The organism is Amycolatopsis sp. WAC 01376 (assembly GCF_003947415.1).
In the GTDB taxonomy this organism is placed as follows: Bacteria; Actinomycetota; Actinomycetes; order Mycobacteriales; family Pseudonocardiaceae; genus Amycolatopsis.
In genome coordinates, this window is sequence record NZ_QHKL01000002.1 from 302369 (window position 1) to 318407 (window position 16039).

The 16039-nt window shown below is 69.0% G+C and carries 14 protein-coding genes; 3 read left to right on the plus strand and 11 right to left on the minus strand.

Annotated elements, in window-relative coordinates:
- From DMH03_RS10710 to hppD, 6 genes are all read right to left on the minus strand, one after another.
- Nucleotides 1–444, minus strand: coding sequence for a hypothetical protein (locus DMH03_RS10710; RefSeq protein ID WP_125791867.1), 444 nt, complete (start codon nt 442–444; stop codon nt 1–3).
- Nucleotides 444–890: a hypothetical protein gene (locus DMH03_RS10715; protein ID WP_125791868.1), complete on the minus strand. Its 447-nt coding sequence runs from the start codon at nt 888–890 to the stop codon at nt 444–446. The genes DMH03_RS10710 and DMH03_RS10715 overlap by 1 nt, the downstream gene beginning before the upstream one ends.
- A complete protein-coding gene (locus tag DMH03_RS10720; RefSeq protein ID WP_125791869.1) occupies nt 874–5814 on the minus strand; it encodes a hypothetical protein in 4941 nt (1646 codons plus the stop codon). Before DMH03_RS10720 ends, DMH03_RS10715 begins: the two co-directional genes overlap by 17 nt.
- Entirely contained in the window at nt 5814–6128 is a 315-nt protein-coding gene (locus DMH03_RS10725) for a type VII secretion target (RefSeq protein ID WP_125791870.1), read from the minus strand. Before DMH03_RS10725 ends, DMH03_RS10720 begins: the two co-directional genes overlap by 1 nt.
- 32 nt (nt 6129–6160) lie before the next feature.
- A complete protein-coding gene (locus DMH03_RS10730; protein ID WP_125791871.1) occupies nt 6161–6718 on the minus strand; it encodes a YbaB/EbfC family nucleoid-associated protein in 558 nt (185 codons plus the stop codon).
- A gap of 200 nt (nt 6719–6918) precedes the next feature.
- The gene (gene hppD, locus DMH03_RS10735; RefSeq protein ID WP_125791872.1) at nt 6919–8118 is read right to left on the minus strand and encodes a 4-hydroxyphenylpyruvate dioxygenase; all 1200 of its coding nucleotides are present in this window, start codon (nt 8116–8118) and stop codon (nt 6919–6921) included.
- A gap of 122 nt (nt 8119–8240) precedes the next feature.
- Between hppD and DMH03_RS10740 the strand changes: the two genes are divergently transcribed.
- Nucleotides 8241–8714 carry an Lrp/AsnC family transcriptional regulator gene (locus DMH03_RS10740; protein WP_034305441.1) on the plus strand — a complete coding sequence of 158 codons (474 nt, stop codon included), beginning with the start codon at nt 8241–8243 and terminating at the stop codon, nt 8712–8714.
- Here the strand turns inward: DMH03_RS10740 and DMH03_RS10745 are convergent.
- The 3 genes from DMH03_RS10745 to DMH03_RS10755 all read right to left on the minus strand — a co-directional run bounded on the left by DMH03_RS10745 (nt 8711) and on the right by DMH03_RS10755 (nt 10751).
- The gene (locus tag DMH03_RS10745; RefSeq protein WP_125791873.1) at nt 8711–9514 is read right to left on the minus strand and encodes an MBL fold metallo-hydrolase; all 804 of its coding nucleotides are present in this window, start codon (nt 9512–9514) and stop codon (nt 8711–8713) included. The two genes, DMH03_RS10740 and DMH03_RS10745, sit on opposite strands and share 4 nt — an antisense overlap.
- Before the next feature lie 81 nt (nt 9515–9595).
- Nucleotides 9596–10096, minus strand: coding sequence for a transcription elongation factor GreA (greA, locus tag DMH03_RS10750; RefSeq protein WP_125789446.1), 501 nt, complete (start codon nt 10094–10096; stop codon nt 9596–9598).
- Between the two features lie 199 nt (nt 10097–10295).
- Nucleotides 10296–10751, minus strand: coding sequence for a DUF4307 domain-containing protein (locus DMH03_RS10755; RefSeq protein WP_125791874.1), 456 nt, complete (start codon nt 10749–10751; stop codon nt 10296–10298).
- 144 nt (nt 10752–10895) lie between these two features.
- On the opposite strand from DMH03_RS10755, the gene mca reads away from it, so the two are divergent.
- Nucleotides 10896–11789: a mycothiol conjugate amidase Mca gene (gene mca, locus DMH03_RS10760; protein WP_125791875.1), complete on the plus strand. Its 894-nt coding sequence runs from the start codon at nt 10896–10898 to the stop codon at nt 11787–11789.
- A complete protein-coding gene (locus tag DMH03_RS10765) occupies nt 11789–12109 on the plus strand; it encodes a hypothetical protein (protein WP_125791876.1) in 321 nt (106 codons plus the stop codon). Before mca ends, DMH03_RS10765 begins: the two co-directional genes overlap by 1 nt.
- A 72-nt stretch (nt 12110–12181) precedes the next feature.
- Here DMH03_RS10765 and DMH03_RS10770 read toward each other — a convergent pair whose 3' ends face one another.
- Nucleotides 12182–14674 carry a polynucleotide kinase-phosphatase gene (locus tag DMH03_RS10770; protein WP_125791877.1) on the minus strand — a complete coding sequence of 831 codons (2493 nt, stop codon included), beginning with the start codon at nt 14672–14674 and terminating at the stop codon, nt 12182–12184.
- Nucleotides 14671–16038 (minus strand): 3' terminal RNA ribose 2'-O-methyltransferase Hen1, encoded by a 1368-nt coding sequence (locus DMH03_RS10775; RefSeq protein WP_125791878.1) that lies wholly within the window; start codon nt 16036–16038, stop codon nt 14671–14673. Before DMH03_RS10775 ends, DMH03_RS10770 begins: the two co-directional genes overlap by 4 nt.
- Nucleotide 16039: the final 1 nt, after the last annotated feature.

Sequence of the window (16039 nt, forward strand, 5' to 3'; positions counted from 1 at the left end):
TCAGTCCGCCTGGCCGGCGGCACGTCGCTGAAGCCATTCCGCGCGTTCACCGGTCCGCGGGTAGCGCTCCAGCTCCTGCGCGAAGAACTCGGCGGGCGGGACGTGATCCCAAACGGGTTCGTTGTCCCAGTTGTACTCGGCCGAGTACCCGCCCGGGTGTACGAGGTGATAGCGGACCGAACTCCACGCGCCTTCGCCCGGCTTCGCCATGCTGTCGCGCAGTTCCACGAAGAAGTCCGCGACGCCCTCCGGCGGTGTCCACGGGGTTCCGGTGCCCATCACGGTCAGGACCTGGGCGGAGATTTCGTAGTAGTCACCGACGGAACGGAAGATGATGAACAGCTGCTCCCAGTCCGCGGGTACGGAATGCACCATCCAGGTGGTGAAGTCCTTGAACAGCTCGTTCGCCTGTGCCGCGCTCGTGGGCACAACGGGCATCGGCATCAGTTCTGCTCCTTCTCTTCCGCCGCCGCGAGCTTCGCGCCGAGCCAGCCCGGGATGTGCTCAGGATCCCTGGGGAACTTCTTCAGGTCTTCGACGTAGTGTCCCGGTTCCATCGGCGGCGTGAGGACCGGTTCGTAGTCGTTGTTGTAGTTGAAGAAGATCTGCCCCGGCGGGTTCAGCGAAATCCGTGCCGAGAACCAGGTTCCGCGGCCGGGCTCGTACAGCAGCGTGCGCAGCTTCGCGAGGATCACGTTGAGCTCGGTGGGCGGCGCGATCTCCGGACGGGAGCCGTCGTCCATGATCACGGTCAGGCCGAGATCCTGTACGGGCACGGTCATCGAGCTGACCAGGTCGATGCGCCGCCAGCCTTCTTCCGGAACGAGGTTGAGCAGCGCGATGCCGATCTGCTGGATCAGGTCCTCGTGACTCTCACCCCCGGAAGTCATCGGGCCAGAGTGGGTTGTTGTGGTCATTGGGGAAACTCCTGACGATTACCGAGATCCGGCCTTCGGTGTCCGGGCCGTAAGCCCGGTATTGACGGGTGTGCGCGTCGTCGACACCGGCATCCCGAAGTTCGAACGTGTCCTCGTTCTCCAACCTACCCGCGAGGCCGCTGTCGTCCCGATCCCGCTCCATCCGGTACCAGCTGTCGTCCGCGTCGTAGGTCTCCTTGAGCTCCTTGGCGCCCGCGTTGCTGTTGTCCACACGGCCTTGCGAGCCCTGGTTGAGCGCTTCGCCGGAGCCGCCGACGGACGTGCCACGGTGGTGGCCGCCGTCGTCGATGTTCTTCCCGGACGCGTCCTTGCCGCCCATCCCGCCGACCTGGCTCTGCGCCGAGCCGTCACGCCGGATGTTGCTGGCACCACCCGGGTCCGGGGGAGCCGATGTCACCACGGTGTTGCCTCGCGCGTCCGTCCGGTGGATCTCGCCGGGTGACTGCCTGCCCAGCGGGTTGCCGTCGGCGTCGTGCATTTCCAGGCCGTGGTCGACCCGGACCACCGCGTTCGGCGGCGGGTTGTTCATATCCGCGTTGAACGGCTGCCCGGTGTGCATGTGGGTGATCTTGCCGTCCGGCCCGGTCTGGAACGACCCGTACGGCAGGCCGTCCTTGTCCACCACGTGGATCCGGGTGTTGGGCGGCAGATTGTCCCGGCCCGCGATCGGATCCTTGTGCGCGAGCTTGTCGCTGATCGCCTTTTGCTGGGCGTCGGACATCGAGCTCGGATCACCGTCGGTGAATCCGCGCGGGTCCTTGTTCTGGTGGGCGACCGCGTTCTCGCTCTTGGGCGGAACCTGGTGCGAGTAGGTGACTTCGCGGTCGGGTGCGGGCCACGAATCCTGGACGTTCTTGGCGTTCCTGGTTCCGTAGTGCCCGTCCTGGGTGATGTTCGCGCCGTCCGGTGCGGCCCCGACCTCCGGGTTGGTCCTGGCTCGCTGGCCACTGGTGGTGTCGACGTGGCTGATGTGCCCGGTCCCGTCGGTCTGGAACTCACCCCGCGGGTGGCCGAACTCGTCGGTCGGCCGGTGGACGCTGTTCGGCGTCAGCGTCGGCCTGTCGTTCGCGTCGAGCCTGGGGTTCCCGTTTTCGTCGGTGTGCTGGCGGTTGAAGGCCTCGTCCTGCTTGACCGCGTTCGGGTGATCGACCGGGGTCCCTGTCGCCTGCGGCGGGTTGTAGCCCTGACCGTGCTCCGGCCTGCCATCAGGACCGACGTGGTACTCCTGGTGAAGCGGGCCGCGGTCGACCCGGTAGTTGCTGTCGGGCAGCGGATCCCTCAGCTCCGGGTTGTTCGCGCCCTCGGGGGTGTCGACCCACTTGACCTTGCCGTGCTCGTCGGTCTGGAAACTGCCGCGCGAGTTCCCGTCCGCGTCCGTGACGTGGTAGCGGGTGTTCGCGTCCAGATCGGTCCGGTGGCTGAACGCGTCGTTCGCACCCGGCGCCCGCGGGTCGTCCGCCTCGATCCGCACCTGGTCACGGGGCTTCGGCGGGGACTCGATGTCACCGATCCGCGTGACGTCCCGGGTGCCTTGCGTGGTCTTCACGTCGGTGTGCGTCACCGTCCGGACGTTGCCGTCCGCGTCGGTCGGGAAGGTGTCGTGCCGATGACCGACCTGCACGCGGTAGTCGGAGTTCGGCGCCGGGCGCATGATCTCCGGGTTACCGGGGCCGTGCAGCCTGTTCGGCGCGACGGCGTCGACGTGCGTCACGTTGCGGTTCGCGTCGGTGTAGACCCGGCTGCGCACGTTGCCGTCCGCGTCGGTGACGTCGTACCGCGTGTCCGGGTCGAGCCTGCGCGGAGGCGTCGTCGGGTCGAAGAACGACTGATCGTCGCGTAGCTGGACGGGACGGGCGGGCGGCGTGAAATCGGGCTCGTCCCAGCGCCCTTCGATCTGGTGCTGGGGGTTGAGGTCGTCGCCCTGGCCGCGGTCGCGGGCGCTGTCGGCGTCCACGTCCTGCTTGTCCGCGTGCGAGGTGTCCGGGGTGAAGCCGTCGTCGCTCGCCCGGCGGGCGGTGCCGTCGGGGCTGTGGACGTCCCATTCACCGTTCGGCGGGATCCGGGGCCGGGTGCGGCCGTCGGGGCCGATCTCGTAGTCGGACGAGAAGACGCGCCCGTTCGAGTCGGTCCACGCCGGCTTGCTCGGCGCCATCACCTCGGTGTCGAGTTCACGCGACAGACGGCGCGCGAAGTCGTTCGAGCCGGCGTCGCAGCCGATCAGCCGGATCGGGCGGCCGTCGTAATCCCCGTTGCGCCGCAGGATGTCCGCGAACTCTTCCGGGGTGTAGGTGCGGTTGCCGATCCGGGCGTGCCCGTCCGGGGTGACGTGGACGTCGACCGTGTAGCGGCCGTCCGGATCCGGCTGGACCCGGTGTGGCAGGTCGCCCATGTCCGGATCCCCGCGGTGGTACGAGCTACCCGCGGGGGTGCCTTCGGAATGCCGCTGGTTGACCTCGTCGGGCGTCAGCGGACGATCCGGCTCTGCGTCGGGGCCGCGGTCGTGCGGTGAACCGTCGGGATGGCCGTTCGGGTCCTGACGCGGGCCGTGCCCGTCGGGGCCGTGACCGTCCGGCGAATGCGGCTGTCCGCCGGGGCCGCGGCCGCCCGGTCCGGTGTTGCCGGGACCGGTGCCACCGGGCCGGTTGCCGGGGCCGTGCGTGCCGGTGTGCGGCTGGGCGCCGGGGCCGAAGTCGTTGCCACGGGCGACGGGCTGCGGCTGGTTCGGCCGTCCGCCGGGGCCGGTCTGGCCAGGACCGCGGCCGGGGCCGGTGTGGGTGTCGGGAGTACGCGGGGCGTGCGTGTCCGGGGTGCGCGGCGAACCGGGCGTGCCCGTCCAGCCGCCGCCCTGCGGCCTGCCGCCGGGCGAACCCGGGGTGCCGCCGGGAGTACCACCCGGCGCGCCTTGGGGCGGCATGCCGCCGGCCATCGGCTGACCCTGCGGCGGGACGCCGGGCGAACCGTCGCCCCCGGTACCGCCACGCTGCGAAGGCACGTGTGACGGGCCTGCGTCGCCGAGACGTGGTGCCGTGGGCGCGGTACCGCTGGTCGTCGTGCCGCTGTCGGTCGGCCGGGTGGGGCTGCCGCCGTCACCGGCGTTACCACCGCCGTGCTGGCCGGGCGACGGGTCGGAACGGGGCGTGGGTGAGCCGCCGCCGTCGCCGCCGTGCGTCCGGGGCGAGCCGCCGCCGTCGCCGGTGTGGCTGGGGGAGCCGCCGGTGTCGGGGCGGGTGTGCGGTGCGTCGGGTGTGTTGCTGGGTGAGCCGCCGGTGTCGGGGCGGGTGTTCGGTGCGTCGGGTGTGTTGCTGGGTGAGCCGCCGGTGTCGGGGCGGGTGTTCGGTGCGTCGGGTGTGTTGCTGGGTGAGCCGCCGGTGTCGGCGCGGGTGTTCGGTGCGTCGGGTGTGTTGCTGGGTGAGCCGCCGGTGTCGGCGCGGGTGTTCGGCGCGTCGGGTGTGTTGCTGGGTGAGCCGCCGCTGTCCGTGCGGGTGTGCGGAGCGGGAGAGCCGCCACTGTCGGTACGGGTGTGAGGGGCGGCGTCGGGTGTGTTGCTCGGCGAACCGCCGGTGTCCGCGCGGTTCGGGCTCGGGGAGCCGTTGTCGGGCGTGCGGTTCGGGGTGCCGGAATCGCCGGGAGACCCGTTGCCGGAGCGGGCGGCGTTGGGAGAGCCCCCGTCCGGCGTGCCGCCGGAGTTACCGTCCGAAGTGGACGGTCCATCGCCATCGCCCGCACGGCTGGGAGAGCCGCCGTCGGAGCGGGAGGAACCGCCACCGTCCCTTGTGGACGGTGAACCGCCGCCGTCGCCTGCTCGCGTGGTGTTCGACGGGTTGTCGCCGCCGGAATCACCCGAGCGACCCGAGTCGCCGGAAGAACCGGAGTCGCCGGAAGAACCCGAGTCGCCGTCGGAGCCGTTCGAACCGTTGGAGCCGTCGCCCGAGCCGCTGCCGGAACCGTCGCCGTCCGGGCCGTCGCCGGAGCCCGTGCCGCCGCCGGATCCGCCGGACCCACCGCCGCTGCCGCCGCGCTGGACGAAGCCGCCCGGCTTGATGTTCCTGGTGTTGATCACGTCCAGACCGGTGACCTTGCCCGCGATCTTGCCGAAGATCTTGATGATCTTCTCGAAGACGTCGGCCAGCTTGCCGAGCAGCGGCGAGACCCGCCGCATCGCGTCGCACAGTTCCTTGAGCTTGTCGGCGATCTTCGCGGCCCACTTGGCGATCGCGGTGACGGCCTGCGCGACCACGATCGGCGTGCCGAAACCGAGGGAGAACACCGTCTCCATGACCCACGCGATGAGCTTGCCGACGGCGTCCGCGATCAGCTGGCGGATGAACTCACGGACGAACGCGACGATCTCGCCGAAGATCATCACGACGGTGCTGATCCCGCCCGCGACCGTCGGCGCCGCGCTGATCGCCTCTGCCTGCTCCGCGGCCTGCTTGCGGTACTGGTCGGCGGCCTCGCCGGTCCAGCCGGAAGTGCCGTTCTTGACCTTGTTCGCCAGGTCGACCTGGGTGTCTTCCAGCTTCTTGGCGACGTTGCCCCAGGTCTCCGAGTACGACTGGATGACCGGCGGATCGCCTGCCACGGCGTCCAGCATGTCCTTCAGCGGCTGCATGTGTTCCATCAGGAACGACGCCACCGACGACATCAGATAGCCGAACGGGTCGATCGCGGCACTGGCGATCTCGCCCGCGAGGCTCAGGACGCCGAGCCCACCGCCGATCCAGTCGCCGTTCGAGATGCCGTTGAAGGCGTCCATGGCCGACTCGGCGACACCGATGCCCGCCGCGTAGCCGTAATCGCTGTTCCCGGCCGTCAGCGGTCCGGGGCCGTCGCCATCCGTCGGCGCCTTCGCGACGAGCGGGTTCCCCTCGGGCATCAGTCAGGCACCTGCGCGTTCTTGAACTCGGCGGCGAAGTTTTCGTCCTGCGTCCGGTAGGCGTTGGAAGCGGACCGCACGTTGTTCGCCACCGTCGTCGCGGCCTCGACGGCCTTGTTCAGCGCGTCGATGCCGAACTGCTCGACCGGGTCGAGCATCATCCGGAACGGCTGGCAGATGATCCCGTACGCGTCCGTCGGCATGCTCACCTGTTGCGCGGCGTCGACCGCCGTGCGCAGCCCGTCGGCGATGCCGTCGATCTGCTTCGAGTGCGCGTCGAGGTCGGCGCCGAGCTCATAACCCTTGCCTGCCATGGTTTCTCCCCTCTACCAGGCCGGATGAACGTCTACGAAAGGATGCTGCCGCCGAATTCGTCGTCATCGTCGTCCTGCGTGCGGCGGCGGCGCGGGATCGGCTTCGGCTGTGGTGGATTCTGGGGCGGATTCGCCTGCGCGGGCGGCGGCGGGGGCTCTTCGTCTTCCGGGCCGAAGCGGAGGTGCCGCTCGGGCTCGGGCGGGGCGATGTCGTCCTCCGGAGGAGCCTCCGGGAAGGTGCTCTGCGCTTCCGCGATCACCCGGCTCGCGGTCTCGTCGGTGGTTCCGACGGTCTCGGCCATCGCCTGCTGCAGCAGTTCCGGGATGCGGGACTGCGCGAGCTGGACGAGGCGCATGACCTGCGACGAGACCTCGGCCATCCGTTTGCCGCTCGCGGCTTCGGCGATGACGAGGTTGGTGAGCAGGCCCTTCGAGTCGATCGTGACCTCGATGGTGTTGTCCTTCGACCGCTCCGTCACGGTCTGGCCCTGCATGCGGGCGGCCATCGCCTGATAGCGCGCGGCGGTCTCCTGGATCTGCTTCGTCCAGTCGTCCACCATTCGTTCGCTGGCGTCGACGTTGTCCGGCATCGGGACCCTTCCAAAAGCTGTGTGCTGACGTCTTCACACTGACGGTCCGAAGACGCCACCGGTTCCGGTGTGTTCGAAGTTTAGTGCTCATCCGGTGTACCACTCCGGGACGACAAAGTCGGCCCCGTCACGCAGCGAAAGGGCCCCTCACCGCACAAAGTGCGATGAAGAGCCCTTTCACGCCCTGCGAACTGCCGGGGTCAGAGGTTGCCGCGACGCTCCTGCTCACGCTCGATGGCCTCGAACAGGGCCTTGAAGTTGCCCTTGCCGAAACCGAGCGAACCGTGCCGCTCGATGAGCTCGTAGAACACCGTCGGCCGGTCGCCGATCGGCTTGGTGAAGATCTGCAGCAGGTAGCCGTCCTCGTCGCGGTCGACCAGGATGCGGTGCTCCTTGAGCTTCTCGATCGGCACCCGGACCTCGCCGATCCGGGCGCGCAGCTCCGGGTCGTCGTAGTAGGAGTCCGGGGTGTCGAGGAACTCGACGCCCGCCGCGCGCATCGCCTTCACCGTCGCGACGATGTCGTTGGTGGCCAGCGCGATGTGCTGGCAGCCCGCGCCGCCGTAGAACTCGAGGTACTCGTCGATCTGCGACTTCTTCTTCGCGATCGCCGGCTCGTTGAGCGGGAACTTGACGCGGTGATTGCCGTTGGAGACCACCTTGCTCATCAGCGCCGAGTACTCGGTCGCGATGTCGTCGCCGACGAACTCCGCCATGTTCACGAAGCCCATGACGCGGTGGTACCAGTCGACCCAGTAGTCCATCTTGCCGAGTTCGACGTTGCCGACGCAGTGGTCGACGGCCTGGAACAGCCGCTTCGGCGCGCCTTCGGGGCGGACGACGCTGCTCTCGCGCGGCTCGTAACCGGGCAGGTACACGCCGGTGTACTTCGACCGGTCGACCAGCGTGTGGCGGGTCTCGCCATAGGTCGCGATCGCGGCGATGCGCACGGTGCCGTGCTCGTCGGAGACGTCGTGCGGCTCCTCGAGGACGGTGGCGCCCTGCGAGCGGGCGTGCTCGATGCACCGGTCGACGTCGGCGACCTCGAGCGCGAGGTCGATGACGCCGTCGCCGTGGCGGCGGTGGTGGTCGAGCAGCGGGGAGTCGGGCTTGACGCCGCCGGTGATCACGAAGCGCGCCGAGCCGGACTTCAGCACGAACGACTTGCGCTCGAAGTTCCCGGTCTCGGGGCCGGAGTACGCGACGAGCCGCATGCCGAACGCGACCTGGTAGAACCACGCGGTCTGCGTGGCGTTGCCCGCGATGAACACCACCGCGTCCATCGACTTCACCGGGAAGGGGTCGGTCGAAGAGTCGTGGTCGACGAGGCCGACGAGCTGACGCAGCTGGTCGTAGCTCACGTCGTCAAGAGCACCCTGGGGTTCCACTGTGTGCGTCATGTCATGAAGGATCCGAACGCGTGACAAAATGCGCAATGGTCAAAGATTTCGCTGTGCACTATGACCAGTGATGGCTGCGGGGGCGCGGTCAAAGTGGACAACCTGTGTAGGAAGTAGGCCCGATGTCGGAAGCACTCGACGCGCTGGACGCGCGGCTGCTGCTGTTGCTCACCGATTCGCCTCGGCTCGGGGTCCTCGAATGCGCCCGCCGTCTCGGCGTCGCGCGGGGCACGGTGCAGGCCCGGCTGGACCGGCTGACCGAACGCGGGATCCTCGGCGGGTTCCCGCCCGAACTCGACCTCGCGGCGATGGGATACGGCCTCACCGCGTTCGCCGTACTGGAGATCGCGCAGGGCCGCCGGGCCGAGGTCGCGGAGGCGCTGTCCGCGATCGACGAGGTGTGCGAGGTCTACGCGACGACCGGTCAGGGCGACCTCTTCGTGCGGATGGTGGCGCGCAACAACGACGACCTGCAGCGGGTGGTGGACGAGGTGGTCGGCGCGCCGTACGTGCGGCGGACGTCGACGTCGATCGCGTTGTCGACGCCGGTTCCGCCGCGCGTACGGCCGCTGCTGGAACGGCTGGCGCGGAGCTAGCCGGCCTGGCCGAGGTACCGCTTCGCCGACCGCTGGACCGCTTCGTGCCCGTCGGTGCGGATGATCGCGTCCCACCAGGCGCCGTAGATCGCCTCGAACTCGTACGGTTCGAGCATCTCGGCGGCGCGGCGGACGACCTCCGGGCGTTCCGGGATCAGATTCGGGTAGCTGTACATCATGCCGACGAAGCGCCGGTCCGGGATGACCTGCAGGATGTCGCCCGAGAGCAGTGCTCCGCGGCCGTTCTCCCCGGCGGGCCAGTGCAGCACGGTGCCGCCGTCGAAATGCACGCCGAGGTTGATCAGCCGCAGGTCGGGGGCGACGTCGAGGGTCGCGCCGCTCCACAGCTTGATCGCCGGATCCGGCCTGCCGATCCACTGCCGGTCGCCTTCGTGCAGGTACACGGGCACGTCGAAGGCGTGGGCCCATTCGACCATGGTGGTGTAGTAGTGCGGATGGCTGATCGCGATGCCGGTGAGCCCGCCGAGTCCGCGGACCTCGGCGATCAGCTCGTCGTCGAGATAGCCCGCGCAGTCCCACAGGAAGTTGCCGGATTCGGCCTTGACCAGCAGCGCGCGCTCGCCGATGGCGAAGTTGGGGGTGGACCCGACTCCGATGAGGCCGGGTCCCTGCTCCTCGACACGCGCTCGGTACGTCCCGCTCGCGCGGACGGTGTTCAGATCGGTCCACCGCTGTCCGGCCTGCGGGACGTACTGACGTTCGTCGTCGCAGATCGGGCAGTCGGACCGGGGTTCCGCGTACTGCATGCCGCAGGCGACGCAGATCGGTAGCTCGCTCATCGTTTCCCTCCAGATTTCTCCGGAAGTCACGCTAACGGCTCATATGCGCGCCCGGCCATATCGGGCCGGGCGCGCGGGGGCTTACTTGGCGGTGTACGGCACGGCCTTGACGAGCGTCACCTTCTGGATGCTGCCGTTGGGCAGCTCGTACTCGCGGGTCTCGCCCTCTTTGGCGCCGAGCAGCGCCTTGCCGAGGGGGGACTCCGGCGAGTAGACGTCCAGGCCGCCCTCGGTGCCCTCTTCGCGAGTCGCCAAGAGGAAGTTCTCGTCCTGGTCGTCACCGTCGTAACGCACGGTGAGGACCTTGCCCGGTCCCGCGCTGCCGTCATTGGCGGGCGGCTCGCCCACCTTGGCCGAACGGAGGAGCTCCTGGAGGTGGCGGATGCGGGCCTCGTGCTGGCCCTGCTCTTCGCGGGCGGCGTGGTAACCGCCGTTCTCCTTGAGGTCGCCCTCTTCCCGGCTATCGTTGATCTTCGCAGCGATGACCGGGCGGAGCTCGATGTAGTGGTCGAGTTCCTGCTTGAGCCTGTCGTAGGCATCCTGGGTCAGCCAGGTCACCTTTGTGTCGCTCACGGTCACCATCTCCTAGTAGGGCCTGCCAGGCTTGGGTGTACAAGCCGGCCACCGGGCCGGCATGGCGCGCCGGCCTGGCTGAGATAAAGGAAAAACACGGCCCGTCTTGGGCCGTGCCGGTAGATCAGAGTAACACGGCGCGAGGCATCGCCGCCGGTCGAATTCGGTCGCGCCTCGGCGTTGGGCGCCCGTTTCACCCCGTTGGCCGCTATGGCCTTGACAGGTACCGTGGTACGTCGTATGAGCATCCGAAGATATCAGCCGTGACCGGCTTTCCGATGCTCTTGATGGTGGTAGTCACCCTGCTGTTCTTCGAACCGGGTTGAATCAGGACCTCTTTACGCCCGCTCTCGGCCCCGGCCTTGTCACGGACGCGGACGACGCACACCCCTGGACGGTTCACGTCGTCCCTGGTCACGTTGATGGTGATCTCCATCGCGTCGCCCGGCTTCTCCTCGAACAAGACGCGTTCGCCTTCGATGGGCGCGCTGCCGAAGTTCGCGTACGCGGCGTAGGCGATACCGCCGCTGACCAGCAGTGCGATCACCACGAACACCAGGCGCCGCCAGCGGGCGGGCTTCGCGGCACGGGGTTTGCCGTACCGGCCTTCCGGCACGTCCATCCGGGTGCTTTCCGCGGAGGGAGCGTCCTGTCCCGTGCTCAACCCGGGCCTCCCGGTCGGTGTCGTCGTGCTCGCAGGGACAATGGGGTCGTATGCGAGTGGTCCCCTCGAGTATCCGCGCCCGGCAGCGCGGGCCGTCAGGCAGGGTCGCAGGGGAATAGGGAACGAGAAGGGGACGTTCGGAGCATGGTGCTAGCCAATGAACCGCCGAAGTCACGCCTCCGCCTGATGGCGGTGCACGCGCACCCCGACGACGAGTCGAGCAAGGGCGCGGCCACCATGGCCAGGTACGCCGCCGAAGGGCACGAGGTCATGGTCGTGACCTGCACCGGCGGCGAAGCGGGCAGTGTGCTGAACCCGGCCATGGACCGTCCCGAAGTAGTGGCCAACATGACCGAGGTCCGCCGCGAGGAGATGGCCCGCGCGGCCAAGATCCTCGGGGTGAGCCACGCCTGGCTCGGCTTCGTCGACTCTGGCCTGCCCGAGGGCGACCCGCTGCCCCCGGTCCCGGAGGGCTCGTTCGCGGTCATCCCGCTCGAGGAGTCCACCGGTGCCCTGGTGAAGGTCATCCGCGAGTTCCGTCCGCACGTGATCGTCACCTACGACGAGAACGGCGGGTACCCGCATCCCGACCACATCCGCACGCACGAGATCTCGGTCGCGGCCTTCGACGCGGCGGGCGAGGCCGAGCGCTACCCGGACGCGGGCGAGCCGTGGCAGCCGATGAAGCTGTACTACGTGCACGGGTTCTCACGCGCCAGGATGACCGTGTTCCACGAGGCCCTGCTCGCGCGCGGCCTGGAGTCGCCGTACGAGGAGTGGCTCAAGTCGTGGGACCCGGAGAAGGCGGACGTCATGGAGCGGGTGACCACCCGCGTCGAATGCGGCGACTACTTCGAGCAGCGTGACGACGCGCTGAAGGCGCACGCCACCCAGATCGACCCGAACAGCCGCTGGTTCGCCGTCCCGCGCGATCTGCAGCGCGAGGTCTGGCCGACCGAGGAGTACGAGCTGGTCCGCTCACTGGTGGACAGCACCCTGCCGGAGGACGATCTGTTCGCCGGTTTGAAGGAGGGCTAATGAGTTTCGTGGTGCCGGCGTTCGCCGTCGTTCCGGTGACGGCGACGTCGCAGTTCCTGGCACAGCAGCCCGGCAACGGCGACAACGGCGGCCAAGGTGAGGACTTCGGCAAGTCGTCGCCGGTGGGGTTCCTGATCCTGATCCTGTTCTTGATCGCCGTCGCGCTGCTGGTGCGGTCGATGACCAAGCACTTGAAGCGGCTTCCGGAGAGCTTCGACGAGCCGGCCGCCTCCTCTTCTTCGGAAGAGGCTCCCGAGGCTTCGAAGGCTGACGCCGAGCCCGTCGCCAAGACGGAGAAGCCGACCGCCAAGTCCGACTGAGCGCTGCTATGAAAGGTCCTTTCCTTGCAAATTTTGCAAGGAAAGGACCTTTCATAGCATTCCCGAAGCGCGTCAAAGGCGAGGGTCGACCGGATCCGACTCCAGCGCCAGCACCGCGAACACGCACTCGTGCACCCGCCACAGCGGTTCCGCGCGGGCCAGCCGCTCCAGCGCCTCCAGCCCCAGCGCGTACTCGCGCAACGCCAGTGCCCGCTTCCGGTTCAGCCCGCGTTTGCGGAGCCGCGTGAGGTTCTCCGGCAGCGTGTAGTCGGGCCCGTAGATGATCCGCAGGTATTCCCGCCCGCGCACCTTCACTCCTGGCTGCACCAGCCCACGCGCGCCGCGGGTCAGGTTCGCCGCCGGTTTGACGACCATGCCCTCGCCGCCCGCGCCGGTCAGGTCCAGCCACCAGTCGACGCCGCGCGCCACCGACGCCGGGTCGGTGGTGTCGACGGCGAGGGTCCGCGTGCGGGTGAACAGGTCGCCGGTGAGCCGGTCCAGCAGCGAAAGGTGCCAGGCGTGCGGCCGGTCGTGGTACGCGTGCCCTTCCGAAGCCAGCACCTGGAACGGCGCCAGCCGGACGCCGTCGAGGCCGTCGGTCGGCCAGCAGTAACGCCGGTACGCCTGCCGGTACGCATCCACAGTGGACTCGCGTACCCGCGTCCGCTCCAACAGTTCCGCCACGTCGGCCCCGCGAGCCGCGGCGGCGTCCAGTGAAGCGACGGCGGCGGGCAGCACGGCCTGGGCCGCCGCGCCCACGGCCGCGTACTGTCCCGAGATCAGCGAGCCCGCTTTCGCGCTCCACGGCAGCAGTTCCGTGTCGAGCAGCAGCCAGCCGGTGTCCAGCTCCTCGAACAGCTCCGACGACGCTTCCCGCACACCGGCGAGCAGCCGCGCGTTCTGTTCCGGGGTGAAGAACGGCCGCCCGGTGCGCGTGTACACCGCGCCCGGACCCTGGATCCCGAATCGCGCGGGAGCCACGCCGTCGTCGCGGCACACGAGCACGACGGCACGTGAGCCCATGTGCTTCTCTTCGCACACGACGTGATCGACACCTGCCGCGCGGAACTCGGCGAAGGCCTCCACGGGGTGTTCGAGGTAGTCGTCCATGGCGGACGTCGAACACGGCGCCATCGTCGGCGGCAGGTACGGCAGCCAGCGCGGGTCGACGGCGAAGCGGCTCATCACCTCGAGCGCCGCCGCCGACTGTTCGGCGGACACGCCGACCCGGCCGTGGTGCCGTGTCTCGACGATCCGCTTCCCGGTGACGTCGCCCAGTTCCAGGATCGCCGGCTCACGTCCGCCCAGCGGCCGCGCTGCTTCGAGCGGACGTGACGGCTCGTACCAGACCTTCTTCGCCTTCACCGAGACGACTTCCCGCTCCGGGTAACGCAAAGCGGTCAGCTTGCCGCCGAAGACGCAGCCCGTGTCGAGACACATGGTCCCGTTGACCCATTCCGGCTCCAGTGTCGGCGTGTGTCCATAGAGGACCATCGCCTTGCCGCGGTAGTCGCGCGCCCACGGCAGCCGCACCGGCAGGCCGTACTCGTCGGTCTCGCCGGTGGTGTCGCCGTAGAGCGCGGTGCTCCGCACCCGGCCGGACGCGCGCCCGTGGAACTTCTCGGGCAGGCCCGCGTGCGCGACGACGAGCTTGCCGCCATCGAGGACGTAGTGCGCGATGAGTCCTTCGCAGAACGCGTGCGCCTTCGCGCGGAAGTCCTCGTCCTGCGCGGAAAGCTGTTCAAGCGACTCCGCGAGTCCGTGCGCCGTCCTGACCTTGCGCCCGTCGAGCGCGCGGACCAACTTCTGTTCGTGGTTCCCGCAGACGACCAGCGCGTTGCCGGCCTCGGCCATCGCCATCACGCGGCGCAGCACGCCGGGCGTGTCAGGTCCGCGGTCGACGAGGTCGCCGACGAAGACCGCGGTGCGGCCTTCGGGATGCACGCCGTCGGCGTAACCCAGTTCGGTGAGCAGTTCCTCCAGTTCCTCGCGGCAGCCGTGGACGTCGCCGATGACGTCGAACGGTCCGGTCAGCTCACGCCGGTCGTTGCGCAGCGGCTCGACGACGATCTCCGCTTCGGCGACCTCGGCCTCGCTCCGCAACACGTGCACGCGCCGGAAACCCTCGCGTTCCAACGACTTCAGCGAGCGGTGCAGCTCGCCGCGCTGACGCCGGACGACGTGCTCGCCGAAGTCACGATCGGGTCGGGACTCGTTGCGTTCCTGGCAGACCTTCACCGGCAGGTCGAGGACGATCGCCGTCGGCAGGACGTCGTACTCCTTGGTCAGCTTCAAAAGACCGGCCCGGGAAGCGCGCTGGACGTTCGTCGCGTCGATCACCGTGATCCGGCCCGCTTCGAGCCGTTTCGCCGCGACGTAGTGGAGCACGTCGAAAGCGGCGGCCGACGCGCTCTGGTCGTTCTCGTCGTCGGCCACCAAGCCGCGGAAGTAGTCGCTGGACAGCACCTGTGTCGGCGCGAAATGCGTCCGCGCGAAGGTCGACTTGCCGGAGCCGGAGGCCCCGACGAGCACGACGAGGGACATGTCGGGAATGGTCAGTTTCATGCCACGGCCTCCTTCCGAGACGTGAAGACCGCCATTTGGGTCGGCGGTCCTGATTCTTGGGACTCGGGTCCCACTGGCAGGTGGCGGACGTCGTAGCCGCGCCGGGAGGCGACGCCGTCGGCCCACGCGCGGAACTGCTCGCGTGTCCATTCGAAACGGTGGTCGGCGTGCCGGAACCGGCCTTCTCCGAGGAATTCGAAGTGCCGGTTGTATTCGGCGTTCGGCGTCGTGACGAGCACGGTCCGCGGCGCGGCGACACCGAACACGGCGTGCTCCAGCGCGGGCAGGCGCTCCTCGTCGACGTGCTCGATCACCTCCATCAGCACGGCCGCGTCGTATCCGGCCAGCGACGGATCCGCGTAGGTCAGCGCGGACTGCTTCAGGGTGATCCGCGTTTTGTCCTTCAGCCGCTTGTCTGCGATGTCGAGCGCGCTCGCGGAGACGTCGACTCCGACGATTTCGGTGAACGACGGTTCCTTCTGGAGCACGCGCAGCAGCGCGCCACCGCCGCAGCCGAGGTCGAGCACCCGCCGCGCGCCCGCCGCCCGGAGCGCCGCGAGCACGCTCCCGTGCCGTTGGACGGCCAGCGGTTCGGGCCGGTCCGGTAGTTCGGTGACCCGCGCTTCGGCCTCCGCGGGCACGTCGTCCGCTTCCGCCAGCCGGGTGAGCGCGTACGAAACGATCGGACGACGGCGTTCGAGGTACCGGTTGGTGATCAGCTCCCGTTCCGGATGTCCCGCGAGCCACCCTTCGCCGACGCGCAGCAACTTGTCGGCCTCGTCCTGGCCGATCCAGTAGTGCTTGTCGCCGTCGAGAGCGGGCAGCAGGACGTACAGGTGCCGCAACGCGTCGACGACGCGCTGGGTCCCGGTCAGCCGGAGGTCGACGTAGCGGGAATCGCCCCACTGCGGGAATTCGGGATCGAGCGGGATGGCTTTGGCCTCGACCTGCCAGCCGAGGGGTTCGAACAGCTTGTGGACGACCTCCGCGCCGCCGCGCGCGGTCAGCGACGGCATGCGGATCTCCAGCGGGAACGCCTCGTCGACCAGTTCCGGCCGGTTCGCGCACCGCCCGGCCAGCGCCGTGGTGAAGACCGCGCGCAGCGCCACCGCCAGATACGAGCCGCCCGCGTACGGCCGGTCGTTGACGTACTGGGTCAACGACGTCCCGCCGCCGCGCACGAGGTCGACCGGGTCGATCTCGACCAGCAGCGCCACCGTGCAGCGCTCCTCGGCCGCCTCGGGGTAGAAGACGTGCGCCTTCCCGGCCGATAGCGTGAACGACTGTGCCTTCTCCGGATGCTTGTGCAGGAGAAAGCCCAGGTCGGTGGCTGGGTTCCGGGTGGTCGTCATGGTCAGGAGCACC

Excerpts from the sequence above, each read along its gene's own strand:
- DMH03_RS10710 (WP_125791867.1), bottom strand. The coding sequence starts at position 444 with ATGCCGATGCCCGTTGTGCCCACGAGCGCGGCACAGGCGAACGAGCTG.
- DMH03_RS10715 (WP_125791868.1), bottom strand. The coding sequence starts at position 890 with ATGACTTCCGGGGGTGAGAGTCACGAGGACCTGATCCAGCAGATCGGC.
- DMH03_RS10720 (WP_125791869.1), bottom strand. The coding sequence starts at position 5,814 with ATGCCCGAGGGGAACCCGCTCGTCGCGAAGGCGCCGACGGATGGCGAC.
- DMH03_RS10725 (WP_125791870.1), bottom strand. The coding sequence starts at position 6,128 with ATGGCAGGCAAGGGTTATGAGCTCGGCGCCGACCTCGACGCGCACTCG.
- DMH03_RS10730 (WP_125791871.1), bottom strand. The coding sequence starts at position 6,718 with ATGCCGGACAACGTCGACGCCAGCGAACGAATGGTGGACGACTGGACG.
- hppD (WP_125791872.1), bottom strand. The coding sequence starts at position 8,118 with ATGACGCACACAGTGGAACCCCAGGGTGCTCTTGACGACGTGAGCTAC.
- DMH03_RS10740 (WP_034305441.1), top strand. The coding sequence starts at position 8,241 with ATGTCGGAAGCACTCGACGCGCTGGACGCGCGGCTGCTGCTGTTGCTC.
- DMH03_RS10745 (WP_125791873.1), bottom strand. The coding sequence starts at position 9,514 with ATGAGCGAGCTACCGATCTGCGTCGCCTGCGGCATGCAGTACGCGGAA.
- greA (WP_125789446.1), bottom strand. The coding sequence starts at position 10,096 with ATGGTGACCGTGAGCGACACAAAGGTGACCTGGCTGACCCAGGATGCC.
- mca (WP_125791875.1), top strand. The coding sequence starts at position 10,896 with ATGGTGCTAGCCAATGAACCGCCGAAGTCACGCCTCCGCCTGATGGCG.
- DMH03_RS10765 (WP_125791876.1), top strand. The coding sequence starts at position 11,789 with ATGAGTTTCGTGGTGCCGGCGTTCGCCGTCGTTCCGGTGACGGCGACG.
- DMH03_RS10770 (WP_125791877.1), bottom strand. The coding sequence starts at position 14,674 with ATGAAACTGACCATTCCCGACATGTCCCTCGTCGTGCTCGTCGGGGCC.